The organism is Pseudanabaena sp. FACHB-1998 (genome assembly GCF_014696355.1).
Lineage (GTDB): Bacteria > Cyanobacteriota > Cyanobacteriia > Pseudanabaenales > Pseudanabaenaceae > Pseudanabaena.
Genome location: NZ_JACJQA010000045.1, coordinates 40,108 through 54,219, shown reverse-complemented (window position 1 = coordinate 54,219; position 14,112 = coordinate 40,108). Strand labels below are relative to the sequence as shown.

15 protein-coding genes and 1 pseudogene are annotated in these 14,112 nt (G+C 41.1%); 8 read left to right on the top strand and 8 right to left on the bottom strand.

What is annotated here, in order from left to right:
- Positions 1 to 2 precede the first annotated feature (2 nt).
- The 7 genes and pseudogenes from H6F42_RS17980 to H6F42_RS21985 form a co-directional block, all read right to left on the bottom strand.
- Complete coding sequence (locus H6F42_RS17980; RefSeq protein WP_190400749.1) at positions 3 to 1,196, bottom strand: glycosyltransferase family 1 protein; 1,194 nt, start codon at positions 1,194 to 1,196, stop codon at positions 3 to 5.
- A 12-nt stretch (positions 1,197 to 1,208) separates the two neighbouring features.
- Positions 1,209 to 1,823 (bottom strand): acyltransferase, encoded by a 615-nt coding sequence (locus tag H6F42_RS17975; RefSeq protein ID WP_190400748.1) that lies wholly within the window; start codon positions 1,821 to 1,823, stop codon positions 1,209 to 1,211.
- A complete protein-coding gene (locus tag H6F42_RS17970) occupies positions 1,823 to 2,917 on the bottom strand; it encodes a DegT/DnrJ/EryC1/StrS aminotransferase family protein (protein ID WP_190400747.1) in 1,095 nt (364 codons plus the stop codon). The genes H6F42_RS17975 and H6F42_RS17970 overlap by 1 nt, the downstream gene beginning before the upstream one ends.
- A gap of 5 nt (positions 2,918 to 2,922) precedes the next feature.
- Positions 2,923 to 4,197 carry an ABC transporter ATP-binding protein gene (locus H6F42_RS17965; RefSeq protein WP_199289144.1) on the bottom strand — a complete coding sequence of 425 codons (1,275 nt, stop codon included), beginning with the start codon at positions 4,195 to 4,197 and terminating at the stop codon, positions 2,923 to 2,925.
- 6 nt (positions 4,198 to 4,203) lie between these two features.
- Positions 4,204 to 4,605 (bottom strand): HEPN domain-containing protein, encoded by a 402-nt coding sequence (locus H6F42_RS17960; protein ID WP_190400746.1) that lies wholly within the window; start codon positions 4,603 to 4,605, stop codon positions 4,204 to 4,206.
- A complete protein-coding gene (locus H6F42_RS17955; RefSeq protein ID WP_242018507.1) occupies positions 4,598 to 4,921 on the bottom strand; it encodes a nucleotidyltransferase domain-containing protein in 324 nt (107 codons plus the stop codon). Before H6F42_RS17955 ends, H6F42_RS17960 begins: the two co-directional genes overlap by 8 nt.
- A 19-nt stretch (positions 4,922 to 4,940) precedes the next feature.
- Positions 4,941 to 5,320, bottom strand: a pseudogene (locus tag H6F42_RS21985) (DUF29 domain-containing protein).
- A gap of 270 nt (positions 5,321 to 5,590) precedes the next feature.
- Between H6F42_RS21985 and H6F42_RS17940 the strand changes: the two are divergent.
- The 3 genes from H6F42_RS17940 to H6F42_RS17930 all read left to right on the top strand — a co-directional run bounded on the left by H6F42_RS17940 (position 5,591) and on the right by H6F42_RS17930 (position 9,195).
- Positions 5,591 to 6,922: an FAD-binding oxidoreductase gene (locus H6F42_RS17940; RefSeq protein ID WP_190400744.1), complete on the top strand. Its 1,332-nt coding sequence runs from the start codon at positions 5,591 to 5,593 to the stop codon at positions 6,920 to 6,922.
- Positions 6,923 to 7,039: 117 nt separating this feature from the next.
- Positions 7,040 to 8,497 carry a Rieske 2Fe-2S domain-containing protein gene (locus tag H6F42_RS17935; protein ID WP_190400743.1) on the top strand — a complete coding sequence of 486 codons (1,458 nt, stop codon included), beginning with the start codon at positions 7,040 to 7,042 and terminating at the stop codon, positions 8,495 to 8,497.
- A 143-nt stretch (positions 8,498 to 8,640) separates the two neighbouring features.
- Positions 8,641 to 9,195 (top strand): glutathione S-transferase family protein, encoded by a 555-nt coding sequence (locus H6F42_RS17930; RefSeq protein ID WP_190400742.1) that lies wholly within the window; start codon positions 8,641 to 8,643, stop codon positions 9,193 to 9,195.
- A gap of 35 nt (positions 9,196 to 9,230) precedes the next feature.
- Here H6F42_RS17930 and H6F42_RS17925 read toward each other — a convergent pair whose 3' ends face one another.
- Positions 9,231 to 10,100, bottom strand: a complete 870-nt coding sequence (locus H6F42_RS17925; protein ID WP_190400741.1) for a hypothetical protein — start codon at positions 10,098 to 10,100, stop codon at positions 9,231 to 9,233.
- 45 nt (positions 10,101 to 10,145) lie between these two features.
- On the opposite strand from H6F42_RS17925, the gene H6F42_RS17920 reads away from it, so the two are divergent.
- The 5 genes from H6F42_RS17920 to H6F42_RS17900 all read left to right on the top strand — a co-directional run bounded on the left by H6F42_RS17920 (position 10,146) and on the right by H6F42_RS17900 (position 14,082).
- Entirely contained in the window at positions 10,146 to 10,553 is a 408-nt protein-coding gene (locus H6F42_RS17920) for an MAPEG family protein (RefSeq protein ID WP_190400740.1), read from the top strand.
- A gap of 441 nt (positions 10,554 to 10,994) precedes the next feature.
- The gene (locus H6F42_RS17915; RefSeq protein WP_347272330.1) at positions 10,995 to 11,393 is read left to right on the top strand and encodes a DUF1499 domain-containing protein; all 399 of its coding nucleotides are present in this window, start codon (positions 10,995 to 10,997) and stop codon (positions 11,391 to 11,393) included.
- 294 nt (positions 11,394 to 11,687) lie between these two features.
- Positions 11,688 to 12,014: a carbon dioxide-concentrating mechanism protein CcmK gene (locus H6F42_RS17910; RefSeq protein ID WP_190400738.1), complete on the top strand. Its 327-nt coding sequence runs from the start codon at positions 11,688 to 11,690 to the stop codon at positions 12,012 to 12,014.
- 121 nt (positions 12,015 to 12,135) lie between these two features.
- Positions 12,136 to 12,567 (top strand): type II 3-dehydroquinate dehydratase, encoded by a 432-nt coding sequence (aroQ, locus tag H6F42_RS17905; protein WP_190400737.1) that lies wholly within the window; start codon positions 12,136 to 12,138, stop codon positions 12,565 to 12,567.
- Between the two features lie 168 nt (positions 12,568 to 12,735).
- Complete coding sequence (locus H6F42_RS17900; protein ID WP_190400736.1) at positions 12,736 to 14,082, top strand: cytosine deaminase; 1,347 nt, start codon at positions 12,736 to 12,738, stop codon at positions 14,080 to 14,082.
- Positions 14,083 to 14,112: the final 30 nt, after the last annotated feature.

The following is a 14,112-nucleotide window of genomic DNA, read 5'->3' as shown; positions in this document are numbered from 1 at the left end:
AACTAATTAAGAAAAGATTTCCATAACTCGACAAATGATCTAGCACTATCAATCTGTTTTAAGCGACTTATTTGTTTCTTTCCATTTTCAATATTGGCATAACGTAAATCTGAATTGCTTAAAAGCTGAAGAATAAGATTCGCAATTTGTTCTATATTTAAAGGCTCAAAGACAAATCGTGTATCAGCAATTGTTTCAGGCAAGGAGGTTACTGATGAACAAATTACAGGAACTTCTAATGACATTGCTTCCAACAAAGGAAAACTACCAGCTTCATACAATGTGGGAATAACCACTAATGAACAATTTTGATAAAGCCAGTGAAGCTCACTTTCAGGAACAATATCCATGAAATGTATCAACTTTGAGATAGGAGAAGATTCTAAATAATTTTCTATTTTTGAAAAAAAATCTGAATTTTTTTTTCCCGTGCAAATTAGGTGAACGGTCTTTCCTGTTTGACAGAAAATCAGTTCTAACGCTCTTATAAGAGACAAGTGATTTTTATGTTCCCACGTTTGTGCTGGATACAGCACGAAGTCTTGCCATTCATTGTATTTATTCTGGTAAACGATGTATTCCTCTTTATTAGGAGGAGATAGCTTGATTTTTGAGTATGGTGGTGGACACACTTTTATTTTTTCGCTGGGCAGACGAAAATATTTTATGAGATCTTTTTTTACATGCTCAAATGAGACAACTACAGCACTAGAACTTTCTAATGACTGCCAATAATATCCTGCCCTAGCTGCCCTTTCTTGAGGTGTAAAAAACTCTGGATAATGTAATTCCTGAACATCATGCATTGTAGTAATAAGTGGATATCTTAGTTGGTTGTAAAGACTTACTTGATAAGGTACATGGAGTAAATCAATATCTAAGCTATCAAACCAACAAAAACAAGGATCAAGATATTCAGGACGAATGATATTTAATTTAAGTATAATCTTATTTATTAAGCGTTTAACAAAATGGGGGCGCTTAAATAATTCAGGAATAACTAGTAACTTAGCTTGATACTGCTGTTTTTGGAGAAACTTAATACATGAGTCTTGAACTTTAGTAGAGCATAATATCAGTAAGTCTATTTCATTCGATTGCGATTGATTTAATATAGTTTCAAGAACACGCCACGCATAGAGAGATGATCCTCCATTTTCTAATGAAGCTTCTCCTAGCCAAAAACCTATAATCATAAAATTTATTGATCAAGAATATTTAGGTACAAATTCATGGTTAATTTTTAAATCTAGAAAATCATTAACATCTAGGGGAGTAGTATTTGTCTCTACATATACAGATCTCTCAAAAAATCTAATTTTTTCCGACTCTCTTTCAGCAATTACTCTTGTTGGATTCCCAGCATTTATTGTCCAAGGTTTAACATCTTTTGTAACGACTGAATTAGAGGCAACAACAGCCCCTTCTCCAATTGTAATACCAGGATGAACCACTACATTAGTAGAGAGAAAAGAGTGTTTCTGTAAATGAACAAATGAACGATAAACAGATCTATATTTCGCTGGAATAGTTGGATTAGTCAGACCCTCTCCTTTAAGCATCTCTGAACCAGTAATAAGCCTAACACCTGCGCTTAGTCCGACAAAATCTTCTAGAATACAAAGCCCACCACCTGAAATACTACAATGTGATGCTATATGGATAAAATTCCCTATAACAGTCTTAATTCCTCCATGTAACCAACAAAATTCGCTAATAATTACGTTGCTTTTTAAATAAATGTTCTGTGGGTTAGCAAATACTATGTATGGATATAAGGTTATATCCTGTCCCTTTTCTCCAAAAACAATGGAATCATACATTAATATATCTCAGCAATTTTCAAGGTTTGACAAATGAATTCTATATCTTCTTTAGACAAATCTGGATAACTTGGTAGATTAATTCCTCTCCATCCTATGTCTTCAGCAAATTTATGTTTTTGAAACTTAAGAGAATACATTGGCATAGTATGTACGGGATAAAAAACAGGTCTAGTTTCAATTCCAACTTTTTCTAAATGATCTCTAACATGATCGCGTCGAATAGCTTTGTCAACTAGTATAGAAATCATCCAATAGGAATGCAAGACATTGCCAACTTCTGGATGAACTTTATAATCTGTTTCCTTTAATAATTCTTTATATAATTCAGCAACTTGCCGTTTTTTAGTTAATATTTCGTTAACTCTTTCTAATTGAGCTAATCCAATAGCCGCACAAATATTCGTCATGCGATAGTTATATCCAATAACATCGTGCCAATACTCACGATATTTCGCCAAACCCTGACCCTTAAAATGAACTACACGTTCAAAGATAGTCTGGTCATTGGTAACTACCATTCCACCTTCACCAGTTGTTATAGTTTTGTTACCATAGAAACTAAAAGTTGCTACGTCTCCAAAAGTACCAACATGAATACCTTGATATTTAGAACCTATAGCTTCAGCACAATCTTCTATAAGGAATATTCGATATTCATTAGCTATTTCCTTAAGGGCTGACATCTCGCAAGGATGTCCGTACAAATGCACAGCCATAATTGCTTTTGTTTTTGGCGTAATACTTTTACGAACTTCTTCAGGATCTATTTGCCATGTATCAGGAAGAGAATCCACAAAGATAGGAGTTGCTCCTGTATAAGAAATTGAATTTACTGAGGCAATATAAGTTAAAGTTGGCACAATAACTTCATCACCTTGAGAAATCCCTAAAGCTAGTAAAGCTAAGTGCAAAGCTACTGTCCCATTACATACTCCAGTAGCATAATTGACATTCACATATCTGGAAAATTCTTTCTCAAATAGAGAAACATATTTCCCTTTTGAAGAAATCCAATTAGAGTCAAGACAATCATTAACATATTTTTTTTCATTTCCTACAAGTGATGGTTGATAAATTGGAATTTTAAACATATCGATTATTTTATTGAAACTACTAATTCTTGCCAAGGAAAATCAACAAGCACAATTCCAATATCGGCACCTTTATAAGCAGACATATTGCTACCTGTTTCTTCAATTTCAAAACTAATAAGAGATTGATAAAGAGATATAATTTCAACATTGGGTATATGCGCTCCCACGTTGACACTATAATAGTTAGGGGCTAAAAACAGAGGGGGTATCTCAACCTCTGCTTGATAGATGCCTACAGCGACTTCAGAAGACAAATGAAATGATCTGTCAACTGTAAAAACAGAGATTCCCGCAGAGTTAATAATTTTAAATCCAATTTCTAATACTTTAAAGCTGTGTTTAACTTGGTAGATTAGGCGTATTTTAATGGGATGTCTAACATCAAAGACAGAGTTAATATTTCCATATACATCAATTAAAGACACTTTTAGAAAACAGAATCGTTGATTCTTTTGATGTGTCTCACTAATAACTACTTCTCCCGATTGTTCAATACCGAGGTTTAAATATTTGCTAGTTACTTTCTCTACACTTCCTTGTAACTTGACTTGACCATCAACTAGCCAAATAGCTCTGTGGCAAAGTGTCGATATAGTTGCCATATTATGGCTGACGAATAAAACTGTTCTTCCTTCCTTATCGGAAAAATTCTCCATCTTCCCCAAACACTTCTTCTGAAATGACGAATCCCCAACTGCCAACACCTCATCCACAATCAAAATCTCAGGCTCCAAATGTGCCGCCACTGCAAACGCCAACCGCACATACATCCCTGAAGAATAATGCTTTACAGGTGTATCTAGAAACTTCTCTACCTCAGCAAAATCTACAATCTCATCAAACTTTTTATTGATCTCCGCCCGACTCATCCCCAAGATCGCGCCATTTAAAAAAATATTTTCCCGTCCCGTTAGCTCAGCATGAAAACCTGTCCCCACTTCCAATAAACTCGCCACCCTTCCCTTAATCGAAATCCTTCCTGAAGTTGGTTCGGTGATGCGGCTCAGGATTTTTAATAAAGTGGACTTTCCCGCCCCATTTCGTCCGATGATGCCAACGCGATCGCCTTGCTTAATTTCAAAAGACACGTCCTTAAGCGCCCAAAACTCCTCATGGGCGGGATCTTCAAACTTTTGATTAGAGTTAAAAATTTTTTGTTTTAATGACCTTGCACTATTAGCGATCACATCCCGCAATGTCACATTCCCATTCTGCGCCTGATGCCCAATCACATAGCGCTTACTCAGATTTTCGACCTTGATCACAGTATCCGACATATTTAACTAGAAATTATCTGGTAATAACTTAATCACAAAATTTAAAATCGAACCCGCTATATCTAACGCTTCTTCAGCCTCATATATCTCAGGCTCCATAGTATCACTAGGGTATCGAAACTCTGTTGCATAGGGCGTTAGACTATCTGCACTACTCTTCAAGTCTTGGAAACTAGGTTCAGACAAAGCGCATAAATCCACTAAAACATCAAGATCATGGTTTTTTCTAAATGCTACATTTTGATACGTCAAATAAGCCTTCAAAGATTTTTCAGCAGATTGTTGACAATGATAGACAACAGCATCTAGCAGAGACTCTTCCTGATTAATTAGCACCCAAGCAACTTTAAGATCTCTTTGACTTTTGTTAATCCATTGCTGAACCTCTTCATATTGGGGACTATCCATATAAAACCTTACCCTGATTCAGCACTTGATAAACTAGTGAGCTTCGGACATTAGCCTTACGTTCAACCTCTGCGCGAGTCATCACAATAATATCTTTAGCTATACCAATTCCACGCAAAGCCCTATAAGCTGGACGCGATCGCCGATAACGAGGTTCATCAGAGTGAGATACGATTACCATCAAGTCAATATCGCTATCCTCATTAGGTTCACCATAGGCATAGGAACCAAACAAGATTATTTGCTCTGGGTTCAGAGTTGCCGCTAATTTTTGGGTAATCTGCTCTAATAACTCAGTGGTTACTTGTTGCATCATCAAATCACTGTATAACTAACTAAGTCAAATTAACATCGCGTTCCAATACATTCGCGATAGTATAGCCACAATCAACAGGCATATCTGTCTCTGTCTCTGCGATCGCGTCTAATCTAGCAATTTCATAATTTTATACAAATATTCATCCGTTAAATAGCATTTTAAGCTTGGACTATCTTGTAAATAATCATTAATATGTAGTCTTTCTATTTCAATAGTTCCCTGCCAACTTCGTGATCTTTTTTGTGGTTAATAATCCCACTTTAGCAAATGATGCCCGATTAAACGGAGGCTACTCAATAGGCGATCGCGCTCACGTTTAGATAAGTCCCGCACCTCTTCAACTAAATTTTCGATATCTAGCTCTGCAAAGCGTCCTGCCTCGATCAGATCTGCCATTTGCTCAGCCCAAAGTCCTGTTCGTACAAAGTTTTGCTCATGACTTACAAGCTTCTATAAAAAGGTGAATCTAATCTTGTATTTTACTCCCTTCCCAGACCAAGGAACAAGATTTTTGTAGCGTGGCGATGCACAGCCACGCTACAAAAATCCTCATGGTGCTATAACAAAGGGCTTAAGCCCCTTGTCTTTCTCACAAATGAAATAGGATTGCTATATATCTCAGAGGATAGATAAATTAAAATAAAGCAGTAGCAAAAATGGGCAAATATGCAAATATCCTTAGAAAACCTTTTAGAAGAACTATCTGGCATAGAATCAATTACTAATCCTGCCCAAATTGCCAAACTTTCCGAAGATTATTCTCACTTTAGTCCCATACTCGTACCATTATTAGCTGGGAAAGTTGGTGATATTGTCGTTCGACCTAGTGACGAAAGCGAAGTTCTGAGAGTCGCTCAAATCTGTGTTAAACATAAAATCCCTTTGACCGTGCGCGGAAGTGGAACAGGTAACTATGGGCAATGTACGCCCATGCGAGGAGGTGTAATTTTAGAAACTTCGCGTTTGCAAGCGATTAAATGGGTTAAAGAGGGGCTCGCTTGCGTAGAAACAGGCGTAAAGATGATAACCCTCGATCGCAAAGCTCAGGAAATTGGTTGGGAATCGCGTATGGTTCCTTCTACTGTCAAAAGTGCTACGGTGGGGGGATTTATTGCGGGAGGAAGTGGTGGAATTGGTTCGATTTTGTATGGACAATTGCGCGATCGCGGTAATTTGAGAGCCGTGCGAGTGGTCACCCTCGAAGATGAGCCAAGAATTATAGAATTGCGGGGTGATGATGTTAAGAAGGTTGCTCATGCCTATGGAACCAACGGCATCATTACCGAATTAGAAGTTCCCTTAGCTCCAGCCTATGGGTGGTCAGAATTTATAGTTAGTTTTACCGATTTTGTGGCGGCTTCAAGGTTTGGACAAGCGCTTGGTAATAGTGATGGCATCATCAAAAAGATGATTAGCGTTCATGCGGCTCCCATTACTAATTATTTCACGGCTTTACAAAGCTATATTCCTAAGGATTCCCATTGTGCTTTGGTGCTAGTTGCCGAAAGCGATCGCGAGCCATTTCTAAGTCTGGTAAAGGTATTTAATGGTGAGGTTTGCTATGAGAAGACTCCTCAAGAAGCCAGTAAAGGTATCAGTCTCGTGGAGTTTTCTTGGAATCACACCACCCTCCATGCCCGTGCTGCTGATTCCAGCCTCACCTATCTCCAAAGTCTATTTCTCAACGATCCGCAATTAACCCTTGTACAGCGTATGTATGAGTATTTTGGCGATGAAGTGATGATGCACCTCGAATTTATTAAGGTCAATGGCACTGTGATTCCTGCGGCGATTCAGGTAGTGCGCTTTACAACTAGCGATCGCCTCAATGAAATCATTGAATATCACGAATCCCAAGGCGTATTTATCGCTAATCCCCATACTTACATTCTCGAAGATGGAGGAATGAAGGAAATCGATCGTGATCAGCTTAATTTCAAGCGCATGGTCGATCCCTATGGGCTGATGAATCCTGACAAAATGCGCGGATGGCAATAAATCCCTAGATAAAGGCAGGGCGATGCGCCGACTTTATCTATTTGGCTAGATTGGCAATAGCTCAAATCGCAAGCTACACTATTTACATAACTTTACAATGCGATCAACGTAGCGGCTATGACTGCAAATACTTTGCTGAAAGATAATCCAAACGAAGAGTTTACTCCTCCTGATCGTCAGAATAGTCAAATAACAACTCAAGAAGCGCAAGTTTTACCTGCGGGTGGAGAGGATCGCGATCGCTTTGATTGGCAAGAGGCATGGTATCCCGTCTTTTATCTGGAAGATTTAGATAAGGCGAAGCTAGCTAAATTTACGCTAATCGAGCGAGACTTAGTAATTTGGTGGGATCGCCTGAGTAATGCATGGAAAGCCTTTGACGATCGCTGTCCCCATCGACTTGTGCCTCTATCGGAAGGTCGCATTGCTGAAAATGGTTTATTGGAATGTCCCTATCATGGTTGGGCGTTTAAGGGTGATGGTAGCTGCGATCGTATTCCCCAACAGCCCGAAGGCGGCAACGCCCACCAATCAAAACGCGCCTGTGTAGAATCCTTACCCACTGCTGAGCGTCAAGGAATGTTATTCATCTACGCAGGTAAGCCCGAAAATGCGCCCCTTGTCAAAATCCCTATTATTGAGCCTCTAGAAACCGATACAGAAAAATGGACTCTATTTGGAACCTTCCGCGATTTACCTTACGATGCGATTACGCTCTTAGAAAATGTATTAGATGCCAGTCATCTGCCTTTTACCCATCATAAATCCGTTGGTAATCGTGTCAATGCTGCGCCAATGGTATTGGAAGTTCTCGAAACCAATAAAAATGGATTCCAAGGCACGTGGGCTGAGGGACCTCGTCGTGGCAAACTCGGACAACAGGACACCACTTTCATTGCGCCTTCGCTGATGTGGCATGACCTTACCTCAAAGCAGTTTGGGCGGACAATGACCGTGGTATATGCTACGCCCACTCGCAAAGGTGAATGTCGAATGTTTGCGCGATTCCCTTTTCAATTTAATTCCGCAATACCGAGATTTTTTATCGGCATTACGCCCCGTTGGTATTCCCACATTGGACAAAATGGAATCTTAGAAGATGACCAAATTTTCCTACACTATCAGGAACGCTACTTAACTCAAGCTTTAGCAAAGCCAGAGGTTGATGGTAACTATGCCAAAGCCTTCTATTTAGCGACTGCTGCCGATACCTATGTTTCTGAATTGCGAAAATGGGTTGTTCGCTATCAAGCCGATCCCTTTGCTGGTCAACGCTTAGCGAAGCCCTTAAGTAAAGAAGTTCTGCTCGATCGCTATCATTCCCATACATCTAAATGTGCCAGTTGTAGTCAGGCTTTGCGAACTGTGCGGAAGCTAAAAACCATTAGCTTAGCGATCGCCGCCATTGCTTGGACGGCTAGCCCTTTACTTGCCTTTTTCTTCGCTCCCGCTAATTTATTAGCCATTTTGTTCAGTGCAGTTCCCGCCGCGATCGCTGTAGCTATTTGGCTATTGTGCAGCAATCTCGAACGTAAACTCATCTACGGACAAGAAACTCCATTACGCAATCTTTAAAACCCAAACAGAGAAGGGAGTCGCGAAGCGACTCCCTTCTCTGTTTGGTGTAGTTTTTTAAAACTAAAAATGGCAGCGCCATTTTTAGTTTTCGTATGAGACTGTATGATCAAAAAGTTCAATATTTAGACTAGCCTCAAACTATGATTAAGCTCTATGGTGGTGCGCGAAGTCGTGCCTCAATCGTTAAGTGGTATTTAGAAGAATTGCAAGCTCCCTACGAGTTTCAACTTCTAGATATGTCCGCAGGTGAGCATTTACAACCTGATTTCTTAGCGATCAATCCCTTCGGCAAAGTGCCAGCGATCGCTGATGGCGACTTTCAATTATGGGAATCAGGTGCAATCTTGCTCTACCTAGCAGAAAAATTTGGCGAAGTCAAAACCATAGAAGAAAAAGCGATCGCCTCTCAATGGGTCTTATTCGCTAACTCTACTCTTGGCACTGGTTTATTTGTTGCCGAGTCGCGAGAAAAGGAATCTCCTCGTTTACTCAGTGGACTCAATAAGGTTCTCGAAAATCAAACCTACATCACAGGTGAAAACTTCACTGTGTCGGATGTCGCCGTAGCCACAATTCTCGGCTATGCGATTATGATGCTGAAAATGTCCTATGCCGATTATCCTGCCGTTGATGCTTACATCAAACGCATTAGCGATCGCCCAGCTTACCAGAAAGCAATTTTAGGAGTTTCGTAAATATCACCATAAAGAGCGTTGCGAAGCAACGCTCTTTATGGTGATTGAACTAGCGCAAAACTATTGGCAAACTGCTCAAAGATTTTTGCTGAACTATTCGCGGCAATACTAGATTTAGGTTGGTAATAGCTGACAGTGTAAATAAACCGATCCGTTTCTAGGGTTAAAACTTTTACTTGCCAAGGAATAGCTTCGCTAGAGTCATTCGGCGAAGTATTCGCGATCGCGATCGTAAATTCTTTTTTAGAGCCAGATTTCGCACCTTTAACTTTCGCATCAAAGGGAACCGTCACCACATCCTTTGCTTGAGAGGAATCATCCGAGGCGGCGATCGCCTTACCACCGATGGGCTGTCTGAGGACTAAGGCATAAGCCTGTTGGCTCTGGTAAAGCTGTTGTCTTAACTTCTCTAAATTATTTTCACCTGTCAAATTAAGCTCAGGACTTGGCGTAAAAATTACGGCACTGGCTCCTGAAGGTTCTAAACCGAGGTCGATCGCCTTCCATGTCGCAGGATAGCGCAATAGATAACCTGCGCCCGTATATTTACCTGTGGTGGCGGGCTGAGCATCTTCAGAGCGACAAATTTCGATTTTGCTAGCATCTTGATTAGTTTGCAAAATATAACGAGTATCTTCAGCAACTAGGGCGATTTCCCAACCCTCTTGGGTCGGTGTAGCTGTTTGACACAAATCATTAATATTGGCAGCTTGCGATTTTTGAGACTCCGCCACGATCGCTAAGCTTGGCGATAGACTCAGTTGCGATCGCAAATAATCAATAGCTTTATTATTAATGACTTTATTTGCTGCTGTTGGGGTAGGGCTGGGGGATGGAGTCGGCTGACAGCCCATAAACAAACCTGCGATCGCGGCAATTCCGATATAGATGGAAAACTTTGGCATAACATAAAACGAGATCTAGCACTCATCATCATAAAGGGACAAGCAATGGACATCAAAACTCTAATATTTCCTGCGATCGCTTCTCTCGGCGCGTTAATTGTGTATTTCGGCTTGGGGATAGCGGTCGGTGTAGCCCGTGCCAAATATAAAGTTCCTGTTCCCCAAACCACAGGTAATGAAGACTTTGAAAGAGTCTATCGCGCCCATCAAAACACCCTTGAGCAAATTGTGCTATTTCTGCCCAGTCTGTGGCTATTTAGTATTTTTGTAAACCCAAATTTGGGAGCAGTTTTGGGTGCGGTGTGGATTGTCGGACGCATCGCCTATGCTTGGGGCTACTACATCGAAGCTAGCAAGAGAGCCGCAGGATTTGCGATCGGCTCTTTAGTCACGATGGTGTTAATCTTTGGCACACTCTACAATCTCGTGCGCGGCGTGTTATTCCCCGCATAAGTAATAGCAAATTAAGAAATGGCTACGCCATTTCTTAATTTGCTATTACTTATCTAAGCAAAATTAAATATAAACCCAACCCCAAAACCTGTGGCGCACGCTGCGCGTGCGCCACAGGTTTTGGGGTTTTTAATTATGCATAGCTACTTACTTCAAAGCCTAACTCTTTAGCCAATCTTAAATAGGTTGAGGGAGTGCTTGGCGCACTCCCTCAATGCAATCCGTTCCTATAGACATATAGAACTAACCAGAAACTAAATGGCATAATCAATTGCGTATAAATACTCAGCAATTCAACAAAACTAGTAACTAGCAACTATGTCTAAACTTGTCGCGATCGCCGCAAGCATTTATTTTGTTACCCTTGCCTATTTTGGCTTTGCTCCCACCGCTTCCGCAAATTCTCTTACCCATTCTTTAAATTCTGCGATCGCAACACCTATGGCACTTTTTTCTTTTTCTGGCACACGTCCCGCTAACTTAGGCGTTACTGATAACAAACTGCTCGCTTGCCCCGACTCCCCTAACTGTGTTTCTAGCCAAAGCAGCGATCCAGAGCATCAGATTGCCCCCTTAACCTACACAGGTGATCCCGCCAAGGCTCTAGCCGATCTCCAAGCTTTAATTAAAAGTTTGCCTCGCACCAAAATCATCACTGCTGACGGTAACTATATCTACGCTGAGTTTACTAGCGCTTTTATGGGTTATGTCGATGACGTGGAGTTTTATCTAAATACCGATAAGTCAATCATTGAAGTTCGCTCTGCATCCCGTTTAGGCAAATCCGATCTTGGTGTAAACCGCGATCGCATTGAGTCGATTCGTAGCAAGTTTGCATAAAGCAAAAAAAAAGAGGTGCATAGCACCTCTTTTTTTTTGCTTTTTATTATTTACATTTGTTTATAGCCTTAATAAACGATGCATATCATTCAATCGATACCATTGAGATTTATGATGGAGACTGTTAAAAAACTAAGCCTAAGTTATTAAGAAACCTGTCAAAGGCAACCTTATAACTAGCTACAAGATATTTTTAGGAGCCAAGTCTCCATAAAGTATTAAAAACAAAAAATTTAAGATAATTATCGTTACTTATTGATTTATTAGCTGTTTTATTAAGCGCAAGGAGATTTTATGGGAATGGCAGTTGGTTTGGTTGAGGTGCTAGGACATCCTCCAGCACTTTCCGTCGCTGACACAATGGTTAAAGCCGCCAAAGTTACCTTTGTTGGCTACGAAAAAGTTAGCGGCGCTCGCCTAACCATCATCATTCGGGGGTCAGTTGGCGATGTCAAAAGAGCCGTAGAAGCAGGCGTAGAAGCCGCCAAAAAAATTGAAGTCTTAAGTTCCAAAGATAAGGCTCTATTTCTTTCGGCGACTATAATTCCCCGTCCCCACGAGAACGTCGAAGCGATTACTAAGACGATGCGCTTTAGCTCAGCACTTGAGCAATTCCGATAAACAATCAATAATATGTGCCGCGCGATCGCTGCATTGCTCACTACCAAAAAAATAGAGTATAGGCGACCCAATGCGCCGCCTATACTCTTAATCACGAGATACACAGCAAAAAATAAGCACAATGAAAATCTTGGTACTGCATGGACCAAACCTCAATATGCTCGGCTTACGCGAGCCAGAGATATATGGCAGCACCACCTTAGCCCAAATCAACGATCGCCTAACCCAAGACGCAACCGAGTTGGGCGCAGAATTGAGCTTTTTGCAATCGAATCACGAAGGTGTCCTAATTGATGCTATCCATGCCGCCTTTCAAGTACAACAAGGTCTATTAATCAATCCCGGGGGCTTAACCCATACAAGTGTGGCGCTAAGAGATGCGATCGCCTCAGTAAATATCCCCACCGTAGAAGTCCATCTCAGCAATATTCACAAACGCGAAGAATTTCGCCATCATTCTTTTATCGCCCCCATCGCGATCGGGCAAATTAGCGGCTTCGGCGCAGAAAGCTATCGCTTAGGCTTACGAGCTTTAGTCACACACTTAAGCTAATTGGTGAATTAAAAACCAAACCCAATAAGATAAAGGCAGCGCAATGCGCTGCCTTTATCTTATTGGGTTTGGGAGAAGGTAGTTTGCTTGTCTTTTCTAAGCCAGATTTCACAGTAATATGTACTGTAAGTTTTCCCTACTAGCTCGTGCGTTAAATAAATCAGCCTCATGCCAGAACCTTCGCATTATTGGATCGTTAATGTTCGGATTCCAGATTGTTTGATTGATAGCTCATTTCGAGAGCAAAATTTAGATCTTCCTCTCATTCCTACATTACAGCGCGATCGCCTTTTTCCTTGTCACCTCGAAATCCGTGATGGTCAGATTGCCAAGGTTATCGCCAACTCTCCAGATTCGATCGCCAACAGCATTGCTCTGGAAAGCTTGCCAATTATTGATGCAAAGCAAGGAATGCTGATTCCTTGCTTTAGCGATCTCCATACTCATCTCGATAAGGGACATATTTGGGAACGCAGTCCTAACTTGGATGGAACTTTTCAAGGGGCGCTTAAAGGGATTTATCGCGATTGCACAGAGCAGGGTAACTGGAGCTATGATGATCTTTATCGCCGCATGGAGTTTGGGCTGAAATGTAGCTATGCTCATGGAACCAGAGCAATTCGCACGCACTTAGATTGTCCTCCGCATCAGTTTGAAACTACTTTCCAAGTATTTAGGGAGTTACGAGAGAAATGGAAAGAAAAAATTACCTTACAGGCTGTTTCTTTAGTACCACTTTCTTTTTTTGTAACCCCTGAGGGTGAAAAGTTTGCTGATGCGATCGCTGATCTTGGTGGCATCATTGGCGGAATTGCCCATATGGTTCCTGAATTCGATCAGTTCTTAGCAAGGATTATGACCTTAGCGATAGAAAGAAATCTTTGCCTAGATTTTCATACCGATGAAAATAACGATCCTGAATCTCGCACCTTGTATCGAGTGGCGGCGGCAGCTTTGAAGCACGATTTTAAATCGCAAATTGTCTGCGGTCACTGTTGTAGTCTGGCGGTGCAGGATGAGGAAACAGCGAATGAAACGATCGCCCTTGTAAAGGCGGCAAATGTGGGTATTGTCAGCTTGCCTATGTGCAATTTGTATTTACAAGATCGGGTTGCTGAGAGAACTCCGCGCTGGCGTGGGGTAACCTTAGTGCGCGAATTGGATGCGGCTGGAGTAAACGTGGCGATTTCTAGTGATAACTGTCGCGATCCTTTCTATGGATTTGGCGATCATGACATGCTGCAAGTTTTTACGATGGGAACGAAGATTTCGCATCTTGATACTCCCTATGGAAATTGGATTGAGTCGGTGACGACGCGCCCCGCCTCTCTAATGGGCTTACCCACTGGGAATATTTCGGTCGGGCAAGCTGCGGATTTTTCGCTATTTAAGGCGCGTAGTTATAACGAGTTGCTATCTCGCCCTCAAAGCGATCGCCTTGTATTTAGAAATGGAATGAAGATTGATACGACTCTACCTGATTATGCTGAGTTAGATGATTTAATCAATTTTTAGCTTAGGAGCAATAGCGGTGCGCCGCACCGC

What these genes read in the sequence shown, in the direction of transcription:
- H6F42_RS17980 (WP_190400749.1), bottom strand. Translation starts at nt 1,196, where the DNA reads ATGATTATAGGTTTTTGGCTAGGAGAAGCTTCATTAGAAAATGGAGGA.
- H6F42_RS17975 (WP_190400748.1), bottom strand. Translation starts at nt 1,823, where the DNA reads ATGTATGATTCCATTGTTTTTGGAGAAAAGGGACAGGATATAACCTTA.
- H6F42_RS17970 (WP_190400747.1), bottom strand. Translation starts at nt 2,917, where the DNA reads ATGTTTAAAATTCCAATTTATCAACCATCACTTGTAGGAAATGAAAAA.
- H6F42_RS17965 (WP_199289144.1), bottom strand. Translation starts at nt 4,197, where the DNA reads ATGTCGGATACTGTGATCAAGGTCGAAAATCTGAGTAAGCGCTATGTG.
- H6F42_RS17960 (WP_190400746.1), bottom strand. Translation starts at nt 4,605, where the DNA reads ATGGATAGTCCCCAATATGAAGAGGTTCAGCAATGGATTAACAAAAGT.
- H6F42_RS17955 (WP_242018507.1), bottom strand. Translation starts at nt 4,921, where the DNA reads ATGATGCAACAAGTAACCACTGAGTTATTAGAGCAGATTACCCAAAAA.
- H6F42_RS17940 (WP_190400744.1), top strand. Translation starts at nt 5,591, where the DNA reads ATGCAAATATCCTTAGAAAACCTTTTAGAAGAACTATCTGGCATAGAA.
- H6F42_RS17935 (WP_190400743.1), top strand. Translation starts at nt 7,040, where the DNA reads ATGACTGCAAATACTTTGCTGAAAGATAATCCAAACGAAGAGTTTACT.
- H6F42_RS17930 (WP_190400742.1), top strand. Translation starts at nt 8,641, where the DNA reads ATGATTAAGCTCTATGGTGGTGCGCGAAGTCGTGCCTCAATCGTTAAG.
- H6F42_RS17925 (WP_190400741.1), bottom strand. Translation starts at nt 10,100, where the DNA reads ATGCCAAAGTTTTCCATCTATATCGGAATTGCCGCGATCGCAGGTTTG.
- H6F42_RS17920 (WP_190400740.1), top strand. Translation starts at nt 10,146, where the DNA reads ATGGACATCAAAACTCTAATATTTCCTGCGATCGCTTCTCTCGGCGCG.
- H6F42_RS17915 (WP_347272330.1), top strand. Translation starts at nt 10,995, where the DNA reads ATGGCACTTTTTTCTTTTTCTGGCACACGTCCCGCTAACTTAGGCGTT.
- H6F42_RS17910 (WP_190400738.1), top strand. Translation starts at nt 11,688, where the DNA reads ATGGGAATGGCAGTTGGTTTGGTTGAGGTGCTAGGACATCCTCCAGCA.
- aroQ (WP_190400737.1), top strand. Translation starts at nt 12,136, where the DNA reads ATGAAAATCTTGGTACTGCATGGACCAAACCTCAATATGCTCGGCTTA.
- H6F42_RS17900 (WP_190400736.1), top strand. Translation starts at nt 12,736, where the DNA reads ATGCCAGAACCTTCGCATTATTGGATCGTTAATGTTCGGATTCCAGAT.